General features: G+C 67.1%; 17 protein-coding genes. 10 read left to right on the forward strand and 7 right to left on the reverse strand.

Annotated features, from left to right (window positions below; all coding sequences use genetic code 11):
- The first annotated feature begins 30 nt into the window (after positions 1–30).
- Entirely contained in the window at positions 31–726 is a 696-nt protein-coding gene (locus DOM67_RS14235; protein WP_232825271.1) for a DUF1007 family protein, read from the forward strand.
- On the forward strand, positions 714–1757 hold the full coding sequence (locus DOM67_RS14240; protein WP_232825272.1) for a nickel/cobalt transporter: 1044 nt from the start codon (positions 714–716) through the stop codon (positions 1755–1757). The genes DOM67_RS14235 and DOM67_RS14240 overlap by 13 nt, the downstream gene beginning before the upstream one ends.
- Positions 1758–1759: 2 nt before the next feature.
- Here the strand turns inward: DOM67_RS14240 and DOM67_RS14245 are convergent, their stop codons facing one another.
- Positions 1760–2185: an HIT domain-containing protein gene (locus DOM67_RS14245; protein WP_198651825.1), complete on the reverse strand. Its 426-nt coding sequence runs from the start codon at positions 2183–2185 to the stop codon at positions 1760–1762.
- A gap of 208 nt (positions 2186–2393) precedes the next feature.
- On the opposite strand from DOM67_RS14245, the gene DOM67_RS14250 reads away from it, so the two are divergent.
- The 5 genes from DOM67_RS14250 to DOM67_RS14270 all read left to right on the forward strand — a co-directional run bounded on the left by DOM67_RS14250 (position 2394) and on the right by DOM67_RS14270 (position 7432).
- A complete protein-coding gene (locus tag DOM67_RS14250; protein WP_035475804.1) occupies positions 2394–2525 on the forward strand; it encodes an entericidin A/B family lipoprotein in 132 nt (43 codons plus the stop codon).
- 187 nt (positions 2526–2712) lie between these two features.
- On the forward strand, positions 2713–3495 hold the full coding sequence (locus DOM67_RS14255) for a formate dehydrogenase accessory sulfurtransferase FdhD (protein ID WP_110677076.1): 783 nt from the start codon (positions 2713–2715) through the stop codon (positions 3493–3495).
- 335 nt (positions 3496–3830) lie between these two features.
- Positions 3831–6185 carry an FdhF/YdeP family oxidoreductase gene (locus tag DOM67_RS14260; RefSeq protein WP_110677078.1) on the forward strand — a complete coding sequence of 785 codons (2355 nt, stop codon included), beginning with the start codon at positions 3831–3833 and terminating at the stop codon, positions 6183–6185.
- Positions 6178–6537: a MarR family transcriptional regulator gene (locus tag DOM67_RS14265; RefSeq protein WP_157958869.1), complete on the forward strand. Its 360-nt coding sequence runs from the start codon at positions 6178–6180 to the stop codon at positions 6535–6537. Before DOM67_RS14260 ends, DOM67_RS14265 begins: the two co-directional genes overlap by 8 nt.
- A 130-nt stretch (positions 6538–6667) precedes the next feature.
- The gene (locus tag DOM67_RS14270) at positions 6668–7432 is read left to right on the forward strand and encodes an SDR family oxidoreductase (protein WP_110677083.1); all 765 of its coding nucleotides are present in this window, start codon (positions 6668–6670) and stop codon (positions 7430–7432) included.
- On the opposite strand, the gene DOM67_RS14275 is transcribed toward DOM67_RS14270, so the two are convergent.
- Positions 7407–7652, reverse strand: coding sequence for an alpha/beta hydrolase (locus DOM67_RS14275; protein ID WP_110677085.1), 246 nt, complete (start codon positions 7650–7652; stop codon positions 7407–7409). The genes DOM67_RS14270 and DOM67_RS14275 overlap by 26 nt on opposite strands.
- A gap of 145 nt (positions 7653–7797) precedes the next feature.
- On the opposite strand from DOM67_RS14275, the gene DOM67_RS14280 reads away from it, so the two are divergent.
- The gene (locus DOM67_RS14280; RefSeq protein ID WP_110677087.1) at positions 7798–9069 is read left to right on the forward strand and encodes a hypothetical protein; all 1272 of its coding nucleotides are present in this window, start codon (positions 7798–7800) and stop codon (positions 9067–9069) included.
- A gap of 125 nt (positions 9070–9194) precedes the next feature.
- Here the strand turns inward: DOM67_RS14280 and DOM67_RS14285 are convergent, their stop codons facing one another.
- The 4 genes from DOM67_RS14285 to DOM67_RS14300 are packed head-to-tail and all read right to left on the reverse strand — an operon-like array spanning position 9195 to position 13165.
- Entirely contained in the window at positions 9195–9962 is a 768-nt protein-coding gene (locus tag DOM67_RS14285; protein WP_110677089.1) for an ABC transporter permease, read from the reverse strand.
- Positions 9959–11035, reverse strand: coding sequence for an ABC transporter ATP-binding protein (locus DOM67_RS14290; RefSeq protein ID WP_110677091.1), 1077 nt, complete (start codon positions 11033–11035; stop codon positions 9959–9961). Before DOM67_RS14290 ends, DOM67_RS14285 begins: the two co-directional genes overlap by 4 nt.
- A gap of 14 nt (positions 11036–11049) precedes the next feature.
- Positions 11050–12237 (reverse strand): ABC transporter permease, encoded by a 1188-nt coding sequence (locus tag DOM67_RS14295; protein WP_110677093.1) that lies wholly within the window; start codon positions 12235–12237, stop codon positions 11050–11052.
- 7 nt (positions 12238–12244) lie between these two features.
- On the reverse strand, positions 12245–13165 hold the full coding sequence (locus DOM67_RS14300) for an ABC transporter substrate-binding protein (RefSeq protein ID WP_110677095.1): 921 nt from the start codon (positions 13163–13165) through the stop codon (positions 12245–12247).
- A gap of 205 nt (positions 13166–13370) precedes the next feature.
- Here DOM67_RS14300 and DOM67_RS14305 point away from each other — a divergent pair, with 205 nt between their 5' ends.
- Together DOM67_RS14305 and DOM67_RS14310 are read left to right on the forward strand one after the other, a co-directional pair.
- Positions 13371–13691: an I78 family peptidase inhibitor gene (locus tag DOM67_RS14305; protein ID WP_157958870.1), complete on the forward strand. Its 321-nt coding sequence runs from the start codon at positions 13371–13373 to the stop codon at positions 13689–13691.
- 127 nt (positions 13692–13818) lie between these two features.
- On the forward strand, positions 13819–14358 hold the full coding sequence (locus DOM67_RS14310; protein WP_157958871.1) for a cytochrome b: 540 nt from the start codon (positions 13819–13821) through the stop codon (positions 14356–14358).
- 96 nt (positions 14359–14454) lie between these two features.
- On the opposite strand, the gene DOM67_RS14315 is transcribed toward DOM67_RS14310, so the two are convergent.
- On the reverse strand, positions 14455–15528 hold the full coding sequence (locus tag DOM67_RS14315; protein ID WP_198651826.1) for an ion transporter: 1074 nt from the start codon (positions 15526–15528) through the stop codon (positions 14455–14457).
- Positions 15529–15549: the final 21 nt, after the last annotated feature.

Genomic DNA, 15549 nt, shown 5'->3' on the forward strand with positions numbered 1-15549 from the left:
CAGAGGCTGAGCCAGGGGGTGAGCCAAAGGTTGAAACGGGGTCTGACACGGTGGCTGAACCTGAATCTGGCCCTGGGCGTGGTGGTGGGCGTGTGTACGCTGGGCTGGCCGCTGCTGGCTTCGGCCCACCCCCACGGCTGGGTCGATATCAGCGTGCGCGGGGAGTTCGACGCCCAGGGTCGGCTGGAGGCGCTGCGTCAGCGCTGGCGCATGGACCCCTTCTACAGCCAGGTGGTGATGGAGGAGCTGTCCAACGTCGATGACGACAGCAGCATGGCGGTACGGCTGGATGCCCTCGGCACCGAGATCCGCAACAACCTCGCCACCCAGCACAACTTGACCTGGATCGATCTCGACGGGCGCGAACTGGCCCAGGCCGAGGTGGTCGACACCAACACCGAGATCGACGGCGAGCGGCTGGTGTTCCAGTTCGTGCTGCCGCTGGCGCAGCCGGTGGCGCTGGGCGGGCACCTGCTGCGCTATCGTGTCTTCGATCCCACCTATTACATCGAGATGGTCCACGAGGCCAATGCCGACGGCTCCCAGCCGCTACCCGAGGCGCTTACCCTGTCCAACGCGCCGCCCGGCTGCACCACGCGTATCGTCAAGGCCAAGCCCGATCCGCAGAAGGTGATGGAGGCGGCGATGCTCGACAAGACCGATAACGGCGAGCCCAATCTGGGGCGCTTCTTCGCCGAAACCGGAGAGATTCGATGTCCCGGCTGACCCCCTGGCGCAGCATGGCGCTGGCACTGGGTGGTGTGCTGCTCGCCGCCGCCCTGATCTACTGGCTCGGCTGGTGGCAGCAGGCGGCGGTGCAGGTGGTGCTGTGGCAGCGCGATCTCTATCACGCCCTGACCGCGGCGATCACCGCCATCGACCGCGCACCGGGGCTTGCCACCTGGAGCGTGCTGCTCGGTGTCAGCTTCGGTTACGGCGTCTTCCACGCCGCTGGGCCGGGCCATGGAAAGGTGGTGTTGAGCACCTATCTCGCCTCCCAGGGCGGGGCCTGGCGGCGCGCCATCGCACTCTCCGCGCTCGCCTCGCTGCTTCAGGGGCTGATGGCGATCGCGCTGGTCGCGGTGCTGGTGTTCGGGCTCGGCTGGCTGACCCGCGAGGCGATGGCCAGCGTCGATCAGGCGGAACTGGCGAGCTTCGTGATGGTGGCGCTGGTCGGGCTGTGGCTGTGCTGGCGCTCGCTGCGTCGGCTGTGGCGCTGGCACGCCGCGCCTCGGGCGGCGGCTGGTCACGCTCATGACCATGATCACGCTCATGATCGCAGCCATGAACATATCCATGATCACGGCGCCGGTTGCGGCTGTGGCCATGACCATCACGTTTCACCCCAGCGCGCCCAGGCCTGGGGTACGGCGGCGCTGACGGTGCTCTCCATCGGCATTCGCCCCTGCAGCGGCGCGGTGCTGCTGCTGGGCGCCTCGGCGTTGCTGGATCAGTTCGGCAAGGGCGTGGTGGCGGTACTGGCGATGTCGCTGGGCACCGCGCTGACGGTGTCATCGCTGGCGCTGGCGAGCGTGCTGGCGCGGGAGTGGACCCAGCGGCGCCTGGCGCCGCTCTCCGGGCGTCGGCCGTGGGGCGCCTGGGTCGGCTTTGCCGGCGGCGCGGTGATCCTGGCGCTGGGCCTCTCGCTCAGCCTGGCCCAGTGGCAGCAGGGCCCGGCACCCGGCGCGCCCTTTCTCGGGACGCCGGGTGCGGCTTCGGGTTCGCCGCTGCTGCCGGGGGCACATAGCGCTTCCTGAGTTCAGGCGAGGAGACCGGCCTCGCGCGCCAGCCGCTCGAGTTCGCCGCGGCGGGTCTCCAGGTCGGCCTCGGTATAGGCGCGCGCCTCGCCCTGGCCCCAGACCGGCCCCGGCCAGGCGTCATCCCCGCGGGTGCGCACGATCACGTGCAGATGCAGCTGCGGCACCATGTTCCCCAGCGTTGCCACATTGAGCTTGTCGCCCGCGTAGTGGCGCATCATCGCTTCGCCCAGGCGCGTGCCCTCGCGCCATAGCTGGGCCTGCTCCTCGGTCTCGAGATGGTAGAGCTCGATCACCTCGGGGCGCCGCGGAATCAGGATCGCCCAGGGGTAGCGGGCATCGCGGCTCAGCCGCAGCTGGCACAGCCCCAGGTCGGTGACTTGCAGGCTATCCTGCGCGAGGCGGGGGTCGAGGGTGAAGATCGGCATGGCGGCTCCGGCAGATCGGCGTCAGAAAGCGCCTACTCTACGGGCGGCCAGGCGCCGGCGTCGAGCGCCTCGGCCGCGGCTGGGCGCCGGCGACCGGGGACGACGCGCACCGGGTGCGCCTCTGCTATGTTGACACTGAGCCGGCCAGAATCCGGCTCCGGTGGCATCTCGGGCCACTCGCCAAGAAACGTTAAGGAGGACGATAACGATGAAACGACTCATTGCGCTGTCTCTGCTCGCCCTGCTGGGTGCCGGCATCCTCTCCGGATGCAATACCGTCAGCGGCGCGGGCCAGGACATCGAAGAGGGTGGCGAAGCGGTACAGGACGCCGCCAACTGAGGTGGGAAGCGTCCGGCGGCGAGCCGCCGGACGCTTCGTGCACGACCTTGAATACCGCCTTGCTGCTATCCCTTCGCGCATTCTCTCCGCTACGCTCGATCTTTCCGTCCACCGAACTCCGCTCGGTTCGATTTCCGCTTCCCGTGAAGAGCCGCGACAGCCGATGACGCCAGATTCTCCTCATTCCATGCCCCAGGCCGTCTCTCAGCCAGAGGGCGATGACGCTCCCGACGCCTACCACGACAGCAGCGAGACCGATCTCGCCGCGCTGCCGGGGCCGCAGGAGCGGCCGGTTTCGATTCTCTTCAACGACACCGCCTACGCCACCGTGCTGGCGACGCCGGATCAGCTCGAGGCACTGGCCGTGGGATTCGCCTTCAGCGAAGGGGTGATCGACCGCTATGCCGATATCGAGTCGCTGGCCTGCGAGAACAGCCGCCATGGCCACCGCGTGCGCCTGGGCGTGGCGGCGCGTATCGAGCGCCGCGCGGCAGGGCAGGCGCGGGCCACCACCACCACCAGTGGCTGCGGCGCCTGCGGCGTGCAGGAGGAGTCGCAGCTGCTGTTCGGGCTGACGCGCCTGGCGCCGGCCAGCCCTCCCGCCCCGACGGCGCTGCGCACCGGGCTGGCGTCGCTGGAGGCACGTGCCGAGAGTGGCATGCATCTGGCCCTGAGCTTCGCCGCCGACGGCGAATTGATCGCCGCAGGTCGCGATATCGGCCGTCACAATGCCCTCGACAAGGTGATCGGTGAAGGGCTGCGCCAGGGCCGTCAGGCCGCCTGGGCGATGACCTCGAGCCGCTGCAGCCTGGAGCTGGTGCAGAAGAGCGTCCGCGCGGGCATCGCCACCCTGGCGACGCTCTCCTACCCCTCGCGCCTGGCGGTGGAAGTGGCGCGTGCCTGCAATCTCACCCTGATCAACTGCCACCGCGGCCGGCGGCTCGAACTGATGAGCCGAGGCGACCGCTGATCCGTCCGATCCGCTGGCCCGATCCGCTATTCCGATCCAACAAGTCTCGGACCGACGCGCTCAAGCTCGGCGCGGCGGGGCCGATAAGCCATGCCTTGACGCCCTCAGTGGTGGCTGTATCGACAGCCACTAGTTAGCGGGCGTACTATACTTGCACATTATACTTTGGTATTAATCGATGCCTGGGCGTCGGGCGGCGATCTGTCGCCGCACGCCCGTATGGCCCGATCTCCAGCCGGTCTCGCCCCTGCCACCGAGGCGATCTCCTGTCAGCGCGCGCCGCGCGGCCGCTGGCGAGGTGGCCGAGCGCACGCCTTCACGCAGCAAGGAACCCCATGTCCCAGTCTCGCCAAGCCTCTGACGCCCCCTCCGTAGCCGCCCAAGAGCCGCCGCTGGCGGGCCTGGCCCGCGATCCCAAGGTCTTCTCCTATCGCAACCCGGCCGGCGGCTGGGGCGCGCTCAAGTCGGTGGGCAAGCATCTGTGGCACAGCCGTTCGCCGCTGCTCAACGCGCGCTCGCTGTTCAAGCTCAACCAGCCCGACGGCTTCGACTGCCCCGGCTGCGCCTGGGGCGACCCGGAACACGGCTCGTCGTTCGAGTTCTGTGAGAACGGGGTCAAGGCGGTGACCTGGGAAGCCACCGCCAAGCGCGTCACGCGCGAGTTCTTCGCGCGCCACAGCGTCAGCGAACTCAAGACCTGGGACGACTATCAGCTCGAGGATCAGGGGCGGCTGGTGGAGCCGATGCGCTACAACGCCGAGACCGATCACTACGAGCCGATCACGTGGGAGGCCGCGCTCGACCTGGTGGCGCAGGAACTCAAGGCGCTGCCGACCCCTGACGACGCCATCTTCTATACCTCGGGCAAGGCCGCTAACGAGTCGGCCTATATATTCCAGCTGCTGGCACGACGCTTCGGCACCAACAACCTGCCGGACTGCTCCAACATGTGTCACGAGGCCAGCGGTGTGGCGCTCACCGCGGCCCTGGGGACCGGCAAGGGCAGCGTGCGGCTGGAGGATTTCGAGCGCGCCGAGGCGATCTTCGTGTTCGGCCAGAACCCCGGCACCAACCATCCGCGCATGCTGGGTGTGCTGCGCGAAGCGGCCGAGCGCGGCGCCACCATCGTCTCCTTCAACCCGCTCAAGGAGCGCGGTCTGGAGAAGTTCGCCGACCCGCAGAAGCCGATGGAGATGCTGCACAACGGCAGCCATCGCATCAGCACCTTCTACTTCCGCCCCAAGCTGGGTGGTGACATGGCCGCCGTGCGCGGCATGGCCAAGGCGCTGTTCGAGCGCGATGCCGCCGGTGAAGCCGTGCTCGACCACGCCTTCCTGGCCGCGCACACCGCGCATCTGGAGGCTTACCGGGTCCGGGTCGAGGCCACCGAATGGGCCGATCTCGAGGCGCAGTCTGGGCTGTCGGTGCGCGAAATGCGCGAGGCTGCCGAGCTCTATGCCCGCTCGCGTGCCACCATCGCCTGCTGGGCCATGGGCATCACCCAGCATGTGCACTCGGTGGCCACCGTGCGCGAGATCGTCAACCTGCTGATGCTGTGCGGCAACCTGGGCAAGCCCGGCGCCGGCACCTCGCCGGTGCGCGGCCACTCCAACGTCCAGGGCGATCGCACCATGGGGATCTTCGAGAAACCCGCGGATGCGCTGCTCGACGCGCTGGAGGCGTACTATCAGTGCCCCATGCCGCGCCACCACGGGGTCGACTCGGTGGCCGCGGTCAAGGCGATGCGCGACCAGCCGGGCAAGGTCTTCATTGGCCTGGCCGGCAACTTCACCCGCGCCATCTCCGATAGCGGCGTCACCGAGCAGGCGATGGCCAACTGCGCGCTGACTGCTTTCATCAGTACCAAGCTCAACCGTAGCCATCTGATCACCGGGCGCGAGGCGCTGATCCTGCCGTGCCTGGGGCGCAGCGAGATCGATCGCAACGCGGCGGGTCAGGCGCAACTGATCACGGTCGAGGATTCGATGAGCATGGTGCACGGCTCGGCGGGCATCAATCGCCCGGCGGACAAGGCGTTGCGCTCCGAGGTGGCGATTCTCACCGGCATCGCCGAGCGCCTGTTCGGAGACGAGGACAGCGTGGCGTGGGCAACGCTGCGCGAGGATTACGACCGCATTCGCGAGCATATCGCCGCGGTGATTCCCGGCTTCGACGACTTCAATACCCGGGTGCGTGAGCCGCGCGGCTTCTGGTTGGCCAACCCGGTGGCGCGGCGCGAGTTCGACACCGCCAGCGGCCAGGCGGAGTTCTCCGACGATGCGCTGCCGGCCGAGGTGATGCACCAGCGCCTCGCCGTCCGGGAGGGCTGGATCACGCTGCAGACGATGCGCTCCCACGACCAGTACAACACCACGGTCTACGGCTACGATGACCGTTACCGCGGCATCGAGAACGGCCGCCGGGTGATCTTCCTCAATCAGGAGGATATCGCGCGGCTGGGCTTCGCCGCCGGGCAGTGGGTCGATCTGATCGGCGAGTCCGAGGATGGCGTGACACGGCGTGCCGACGGCTTCAAGATCGTCGCCTATGACACGCCCGCCGGCTGCGCCGCTGCCTACTATCCGGAGACCAATCCGCTGATCCCGCTCGATCACAAGGGCGAGCAGAGCCACACGCCGGCATCGAAGTCGGTCGCCGTGCGTCTGGCAGCGAGCGCGCGCCTTGCCTGAGCGCGGGAAACCCGAGCTCGATATCGCCGCCCTCGAGCGTCGTTTCACGGCGCTCCAGGCGGCACACCCCGAGCTCGATCCGCTGGCGGTACTGCTGCTGGCGTCGCTGCGTGACGCCGGACCGGGGAAGAGGGCGGAGCTGGCCAGTCCTGACAGTGCCCATTCAGCGCAGCCCTGTTCAGAGCTGTCTCGTGCAGGGTTATCCAGCGCCCAGCTGTCGCGTCATCTGGGCATCGAGCACGCGCTGGTCAGGCGCGCCGCCGCCGAGCTCGAAGCTGCCGGCTGGATCGACACCCAGGCGCGCGGTGGCGCCAGCCCGGCACTGTGGCTGCGCCTGATCACTGACGCCTAGGTCGTACACGACAACGGCCGACATCGCTTATCCCATCTGGCGCTATCCTGACTCCTGTTGCAGACGCGTGACGTTCGCCTCCCGGGCGTGCCATCGCTGTCAAACCACTGTCTCTTCCAGGAGGAACCCGATGTCTGAATCGCAGCTGCAGGGCCGTATCGCCGTGGTCAGCGGTGGTGGTGTGGGAATCGGCTACGCCATCGCCCGCGCGCTGGCGGCGGCCGGGGCCCGCGTGGTGATCACCTATCGTACGCATCAGCCCGATGCCGCGGCGCTCGAGGGGCTCACCGCCAGCGGTGGCGAACCGGCGCTGGCACGGGCGCTCGACGTCACCGACGAGGCGGCGGTGGCCGACTTCGCCGGCTGGCTGCGGGACGAGTGCGGCCGGGTCGATATTCTGATCAATAACGCCGGTGGTCTGGTGCAGCGCGCCGGCATCGAGGAGATGCCCTATACCCTGTGGCGTCAGGTGCAGACACTCAACGTCGACTCGGTGTTTCTGATGACCCACTACCTGCTGCCGCTGTTCGGCGCCGAGGGCGGGCGCATCATCACGCTGTCGTCGCTGGCCGGGCGCAACGGCGGCCACCCCGGTGCCACCGCCTATGCCACTGCCAAGGCCGCGCTGTTCGGCTTCACCCGCGGGCTGGCCAAGGAGGTCGCCGGGCGTGGCATCACCGTCAACGCCCTGGCGCCGGGCTTTATCGAAGCCACTCCGTTCCACGCTACCTTCACCAGTGAGGCCTCCAAGCGCGATACCATCGCCGGGATTCCCGCCGGGCGAGCCGGGGTGCCCGAAGACGTCGCGTCGGCTGCCCTGTGGCTGGCCAGTGACGGCGCTGCCTTTGTCTCGGGGAGTATTGTCGATATCAATGGCGCCCAGTATTTCGGCTAGTCAGGAAGTCGCCCAGCGCCTGCGATAGCCGGCCGGGGCACTCGAGCATCGGGGTGTGGCCGGCGTCGAGCCGCGCCAGGCGGGCGCCGGTGATGCCCTCGGCCAGTGCCATGGCGTGCTGCCAGGTACGTGCCGGGTCGCGGTCGCCATGCACCACCAGGGTGGGGCAGCGGATCTCACTCAGCCGCGCGGTGAGATCGAGCCGGCGCAGGCTGCACATGGCACGGTAGGCGCGGCTTTATGCATCAGATGATCGCACACGGAGGTAGCCGCTTTCCTCAGAAAACCTCCAGCGCTTCAGTTCATATTCAAGTTCTGGTAATTTTGCTCCTAATTATGTGGCGTCAGATAGAGACCTTACGCGTATGGGCATGCTTCAGATTATATTCTCTGTCGTCATGGCTTTTGTTATTCCTCTTGCAATGCTGTTTTTTCTGGCGCTCATGGGTTTGCTTGTAAATAGAGTTGCTAAGCAAATGGGGTTGCGAAAGGATAAAAAATCTAAACAGCCCCCGGGATGGGGATGGCTGCTGACAGTCGCTACGCTAGGGTCTCTAGTTTGGGTCGTCTTGTCCACGCCTAGCGTTTCCGAACTTCGTCACGCTATGGACAAGTTTAGTGGTTACAACACGACTCGCATAATACTGACATTACGCGAAGATACACCGGAGGCGCGGGCGGCGTTAGTGGAGCTGCTGACCCCGTTGATGCGCATCGGAGTGCGTGAAATAAAATATCAAATAAAAAGCCGTTATGGCTCCCACCTAGATCGCGATGAGGTGCCTAGCTTCTATCGTTTCGATCAAGGGAAAATGGACATCGTCATGGGCGGCGTTCTGCCAGGCGCTTCGCTTTACATGACTCAGGCCGCACTGGAGGCCGTCGGGACTCATGTGCCGAGCACGCTGCGGGCGCGGCTCGAACTCCATGATAAGACTCTTGATGTCGTGCTGTTGCCGCCTTCCATTGTGATCAACACTAACGACGCGGCATGGGGCGGCTTTCTCACGGATCGGATCGGTGGGGAAACTTGTTCATTCAGTATGGAGATGCGGATCGATCTCGATGCCGTTTGGGACTTGCTTTTTGGCCATACGTTGAGATCTGGTGCTCTCAATGGCGCTATGCTTCGAAGTGACGCTGGCGGTCTTTTTGCCAGTCAGCCGCTGAAAATTGTTGGGTTTTCTGGCGGTCACATCGAAGCCAATCCTTCGAATACCAGACGCTATCTGACCGGGCGCATTCTCATGCGTCCCGATAATCTCGACCCGACGGCTACCCCGGATTGTGGCCGCGCGCTCGTGCGATGGGCGACCCCTGGACTCCGTGCGGCACTGCTGAATGCGCTACCCGCCGATCTGGATAAATTGGTCAGCCATGCGTCGATAGAGCCGCGGGTCGAATTCAGTCCTTGGTATAGCAGGGAGCACTGGCAGTCGGTGGTCGCTGATGGAAAAGGTCGTGGTCAACGAGAGGCATGCACTATCGAGGACGAGATTCAAAAACGATTCCTCGTGAAGTGGATCAGTACGGGATGTAACGGTGAACTGTCGGGCTCCGAGAGCTGCCTCCGTCTCGATCGCTTGAGAGAAGCAGCATTTCAGGACGTATTGAGCTGTACCTCAGGTGTCATCTAATGCATCCATAAGCTGTCGCTGAAAAGTGAAAAAAGTTTGAAGCGAAGATTCAATGTCGTCGGTCCAAATACTTGGAGCTATATCATCGATCTTCCAATGGTTTCCGAGATCCTCAAGTAGGGCTTTTATCCCCCGAACGAATATCGACGCTCCAGGCGCTCGAACGCCAGATCGGTGACGATCGCCAGCAGGCCCACCAGCAGCGCACCCTGGATCACGTAGGCCAGGTTATTGCCCACCAGGCCGGCGATCAGCGGCGTGCCCAGGCTCTTGGCGCCGACGGTGGAGCCGATGGTGGCGGTGCCGATGTTGATGATCACCGAGACTCGAATCCCGGCGATGATCACCCGCATCGCCAGCGGCAGTTCTACCCGCCACAGGATCTGCAGCGCGCTCATGCCGTTGCCGCGCGCCGCCTCGCGAGTGCTCGCGGGGACCGTGCCGAGCCCGGCGATGGTGTTCTGGATCACCGGCAGCAGGCCGTAGAGCGACAGCGCGATGATCGTGGGGGTGAAGCCGAACCCGGCCAGCGGAACGGCGATGGCGAGCACCGCCGCGGGGGGAAAGGTCTGCCCGATCGCGGCCAGCGACGACACCATGGGCTCGAACTCGCGCCCGGCGGGGCGGGTGACGAAGAGCCCGGCGGCCACGCCGATGCTCACCGAGATCAGCGACGACACCAGCACCAGGCCGATATGCGCCAGCATCAGGTTGAGAAAGCTGTCGCGGCTGTAGAGCGGCTGGCTGAGATCGGGAAACAGTGCCCGGAACAGCGGTTCCAACTGGCCCATACCCAGCGTCAGCCCCACCAGCAGCAGCGTGAGCAGCGCCAGCGTGAGGTTGCCGGCGGCGGCGCGGCGCAGCCGGCCTGTGCGGTTGGCGGCGACGCTCATGGCGCGGCCTCGATGGCACCGCCGTCGCCTTCGATGCCCATCACCCCCGGCATGCCCACCTCGGCGATCAGACGCCCCTCGCGGTCCACCACCGGCAGCGCGGTCACCCGGTACCACACCATCCGCGACAGCGCCTCCTTCATGCTCATCTCGGGGGTGGCGATCCACTCGGGCTTGACCCGGGTGATGGCGTCGGCGTCATCCAGCCGCGCGCCGGCCAGGGCGCTGGGGCGGCCCTCGGCGTCGACCAGCCAGGCGTGCTCGTCGAGACGCTCCAGCCCGGTCTCCGGCGCCAGCCGGGCGCGGTGCTGGTACTGGTGCACAAAGCGTCGCGACAGCAACTTGAGACCCAGATCGGCCTGGCCGATGAACTCGCGCACGAAGTCGTCGGCGGGATCGACCAGCATCTCGATGGGGCGCTCGTACTGCACCAGACGGCCGCCGTTGAGCAGGGCGATACGCGTGGCCAGGGCCAGCGCCTCGTCCATGTCGTGGGTGACGAAGACGATGGTCTTGCCGGTCTTGGCGTGGACGCGCCTCATCTCCGCCTGCAGCGTCTCGCGGGTGAGCGGGTCGACCGCGCCGAAGGGCTCGTCCATCAGCAGGACTTCGGGGTCGGCGGCGAGCGCCCGGGCCACCCCGACCCGCTGCGCCTGGCCGCCGGAGAGCTGGTGTGGGTACTTGTCGCGGAATTCGGCCGGGTCGAGTTGAAACAGCGTCATCAGTTCATCGACCCGATCATCGATGCGCGCCTTGGGCCACTTGAGCAGCTGCGGCACGGTGGCCACGTTGCGCGCCACGCTCCAGTGCGGGAACAGTCCGGTGGACTGGATGGCGTAGCCGATCCGCCGCCGCAGCTGCTCCACGGGCAGCTGGGTGACGTCGTCGCCGTTGATCAGAATGCGCCCCTCGCTCAGCGGGATCAGGCGGTTGATCATCTTCAGCGTGGTCGACTTGCCGCAGCCCGAAGGCCCGATCAGCACGCCGAATTCGCCGCTCTGAAGCGTCAGTGAGACGTCGTCGACCACCCGCTTGCCGGCGTAGGTCTTGGTCAGCCCTTGCAGTTCGATCATGGGGTTCCCCCGGGTCAACGGGTGCCGGGCGGGCGGCTCGCGGCCACCAGCAGTTGCAGAAGGAAGTCGGCGATCACCGCCAGCACGATGGTGGGGATGGCGCCGAGCAGGACCAGGTCGATGGCGTACTGCCCCAGGCCCTGGAAGATGAAGGCGCCGAAGCCGCCGGCGCCGATCAGCGCCGCCACCACGGTGAGCCCGATCGCCTGCACGGTGACGATACGCAGCCCCGACAGGATCACCGGCAGCGCCAGCGGCAGCTCCACCCGCCACAGGATCTGGCGCGAGGTCATGCCCATGCCGCGGGCCGCCTCCAGCGTCGTCGCCGGTACCCCGGCAAGGCCGGCGTAGGTGTTGCGCACCACCGGCAACAGCGAGTAGAGCACCAGGGCGATGATCGCCGGCGCTACCCCGATGCCGCTGACACCCAGCTCGCCCAGCCACGGCACCGCGTGGGCGAGTGCCGCCAACGGTGCGATCAGCAGCCCGAACACGGCGATCGAAGGCAGTGTCTGGAACACGTTGAGCACGCTGAACAGGCCATCGCGCCAGCGCCGGCTGCGGGTTGCCACGAGCCCCAGCGGCAACCCCAGGGCCAGCGCCGGCAACAGCGCACCGCCGACCAGGGACAAATGGCGCAGGCCCTGGGCGACGAAGATGTCACGCTGGTTGGCGAATTCGCGCATCAGCGACAGCGGGGCGAGCAGGTCGCTCGCCAGGCAGGCGCCGATCAGGCCCAGCGCCAGCAGGGCGAACAGCGCCCGCGACAGCAGCCCCAGGCGCAGGCGCTGCAGCGCATCCACGGCGATCAGCGCCGCCGCCAGCAGCAGCAGCCAGAAGGCGCCGCCCTGGGAGACCCGGGCGGCGGGGGAGGCCTCGGCCAGGGCGCGCTGGGCGTAGTCGCCGAGGGCGAAGAGGGCCAGCCCGAGCAGCGGCAGCGTCAGCGCCAGCCCCAGCCAGTCAGCGGCGCGTGGCGGCAGCGGTCGCGCCAGCGCGGCCAGTAGCAGTCCCGCCGCGATCAGCCCCAGCCCGCCGAGCTGCCAGCCGGGCAGCGCCTGCCATAGCATCACCGGCTGGCCCGAGACCAGCCGGTTGGGCGAGAGCGTGGCGAACGGCAGCAGCGCCACGCCAATGGCTGCGGCCAGCCATAGGGTCAGCAGTACCCGGTTGCCGATCACCCGTGGGGTGTGTTCCCGAGGCATGCCGGACTCACTCCAGCAGGCCCTGCTGGGTCAGATAGTCGTGCGCCACCTGCTTGGCCGGCAGCCCGTCGACCTGGATCTTGCCGTTGAGGCGCTGCAGGGTCTCGCGATCGAGGGACGCGAACACCGGCTTGAGCAGCTCGGCGATCTGCGGGTGCGCCTCGAGCACAGACTCGCGCACCACCGGGGCCGGCGCGTAGACCATCTGCACCCCCTTGGGGTCGTCCATCACCTTGAGCTGGGCGGCGGCGATGGCGCCGTCGGTGCCGTAGACCATGGCGGCGTTGGTGCCGCTGGTGCCCTCGGCGGCGGCGCGGATGGTCGCCGCGGTGTTGCCGCCGGAGAGCACCAGCAGCTGATCCTCGTCGAGGGTAAAGTCATAGGCGCGCTGGAAGCTGGGCAGGGCCGCATCGCTCTCGACGAACTCCGCCGAGGCGGCCAGCTTGACCTCACCACCGTTGTCCACCCAGCGCCCGAAGTCGGCCATGCTGCTGAGATCGTTGGCATCGGCGACGTTCTGGCGCACGGCGATCGCCCAAGTGTTGTTGGCGGGGGCCGGGGTCAGCCATGCCAGCTGGTGCTGTTGGAGATCCATCTCGCGGATCTTGGCGTAGCCCTCGGCGGCGTTCTTCCACGCCGGGTCGTCGGTGGTATCGGTGAAGAAGGCGCCGTTGCCGGTGTACTCGGGGTAGAGGTCGATATCGCCGGAGAGCAGCGCCTGGCGCACGATGTTGGTCGGCCCCAGCTGCAGGCGGCTCTCCACCGGCAGCTTGGCGTTCTCGAGCACCTCGACGATCATGTTGCCGAGCAGAGACCCCTCGGTATCGATCTTGGAGGCGACACGGATCGGCGCGTCGGCGGCGTGAGCGGCGCCCGTGGCGGCGGTGAGGGTGGCGGCGGCGAGGCCGATGGCGAGGAGCTTGCGCATGATGTCGTCCCTGGCTGGGCGGCCTTGGCGGCACGCCGGTATTGTCGTCGATGTCGCTGTCGATGGTCGCGGGATACACTGCCCCGCACGCTAGGTGAGAGTCTAGCGGGCCGATCCGCTAGCGACCAATCGCTGTTCTCCCGCGTCGCAGGTGCTAATCTGGAGCCAATCAAGGACGCTTTCCCCCTGTACAAAGGAGATGTCGATGAAGATCCCCGCCACGACCCTGCTGCTCGGCAGCCTGCTTCTGGCCGGCTGCAGCACCGCGCCGGCACCGGACGAGGCGCCGCCCCCGCCGCCGATGATGAAGCCGCTGCCCGCGGATAGCTGCGGTGCCCAGGCGGTCGGCAGCATGAACGGTCAGATCCTCGACGAGACCACCCGCCGCTGGATCGATGACCGCTCCCGTGCCGACGAGATCCGCGTGATCCAGCCGGGTGAGCAGGTCACCATGGATCACCGCCCCGGGCGGCTGGATATCCGGGTCGACGACCAGCGCCGGATTCTGTCGCTCGCCTGCGGCTGACGCGGCAAGCCGCCAGGGCGCGAGGGGTGAAGGGCGGTAGCGGCCGCCGCTGAGAGGCGGTGGCGCGTGTTTTGGCGTATGATCCGCGCCTTCACAGGACGAGATGACTCGACAAGGAACCTTCGCCATGCTGCAGGACTCCCCCCAGGTATACGGCTCTGCGACCCGCTTTCTGCACTGGGTCGTGGCCGCGCTGGTCATCGTCCAGCTCTCCAGCGTATTCCTGCACGAAGTGTGGGATGGCAACGCCTTCAGTCAGATGATTCTTCCGTGGCACACCAGTATTGGGGTCAGCGTGCTCGCGCTGATGGCGATCCGCACGCTGTGGGCGCTGTCGCAGCTCGGGCATCGTCCGGTTCACGATGGCAGCCTGCAGCGGATGGCGGTGTGGGCACACGTGCTGATGTACGCGCTGCTGATCATGATGCCGCTCTCCGGCGTGCTCATGACCTGGGGCTCCGGCTACGGTGTCCATGCGTTCGGCAGCGTACTGATTCCCGGCGCCGACGTACCCTGGGCGGCAGCGCTGGGGATGGTCCACGAGCCGATCGCCTGGCTGATCACGCTGATGATCCTGGGGCATGTGGCGATGGCGATGCATCACCACTTCGGGCGTCGCGACGACACCCTGAAGCGCATGGTCGGGCGCCCCGCCGACCCGCAGTAGCCCGACCTCCCGACGTTCGACTCCCTCCGGCCCCTGCCGAGGGCGGCGCTTCCGCCGCCCTCGGCAGGGGCGCCTGCACGCACTGTCTGGGCGATATCAGCGCTCGCCGGCGGCCTGGCGGGCGGCATCGCGCTCGCGGATGGCACGCTCCGGGTCCATCTCGAGTTTCCAGCGCTGCACCGCGACCTGCTGCTTGAGCAGTTCGAGCACGTCGATCAGCACCTGCTGGGTCACCTGATCGGTGGTCTTGTCGACGCGCAGCCAGGCATCGATGCCGCTGCCGACCAGATCGGCCAGCAGCGAGTGAAAGTGCGGCGAGCGCAGGCCGTCGATCGCCTCGTGGACCACCCGGTTGGCGATATCGTCGAGGCTGCGTTCGAGCCCCTCGGCCACGGCATCGCCCAGGGGCAGACGCTTGAGCCGGCGCAGCTCGGCATTCTCTTCCAGAGTGCGCGCGACCAGTGCCGAGACGTAGCGGTGAACCTGGCGATGATTCTCGGCGTAGCTCTTGTCGATGGTGCGCTCCAGGCGCGCCGCGATCTCGCTCACCAGGGCCGCCTTGCGTGGCTGAATCACCTCCTCGGAGACGCGCCGGGTGAGGTGGTCGCTCTGACGGATCTCGTGCTGGATATCCCCCAGCAGCTTGATCGCCACGCGGTCGGAGAGCTCCTCCATCACCACGCCATAGTAGGTACGATAGAAGCGGTAGAGCGGCCAGCGGGTCACGTCGACCACGCCCAGCCGCTGTAGCCGGATCAGCAGCGATACCACGCGCAGTACGCGCAGCAGGCGGAACCCGGCGAGCGGGATACAGCCGAGCACGTCGTACCAGTGCACGAAGGGGTAGAAGAACCAGCGTGCGTAGCGCCGCTGGGCGATGGCGATGATCCAGCCCAGCAGTACATCGAGAATGAAGATCGCCACGAAGCACAGATCGATGCGGAAGAAGTGCTCGCGCACGTTGACCTGATAGGCGTGGTGGAGCCCCGGCGCCAGCGCCTCGAAGGCTTCATTGAGCGGCGGGATCAGGTAGAGACTGTCGAACAGCAGCAGGGCCAGATTGATCGCCACCAGCACCACTACGGCGATATCCCAGATCAGCAGCAGGCGTTCGCTGAAGCGGCTGATCGGGCGCTTGGTGGGTGCGGCGTGAGGCGCGCTTGCGGGCATCGGACTTCCTTGTCGGTGCCA

It is taken from the genome of Salinicola sp. RZ23 (assembly GCF_003206675.1).
GTDB lineage: Bacteria > Pseudomonadota > Gammaproteobacteria > Pseudomonadales > Halomonadaceae > Salinicola > Salinicola endophyticus.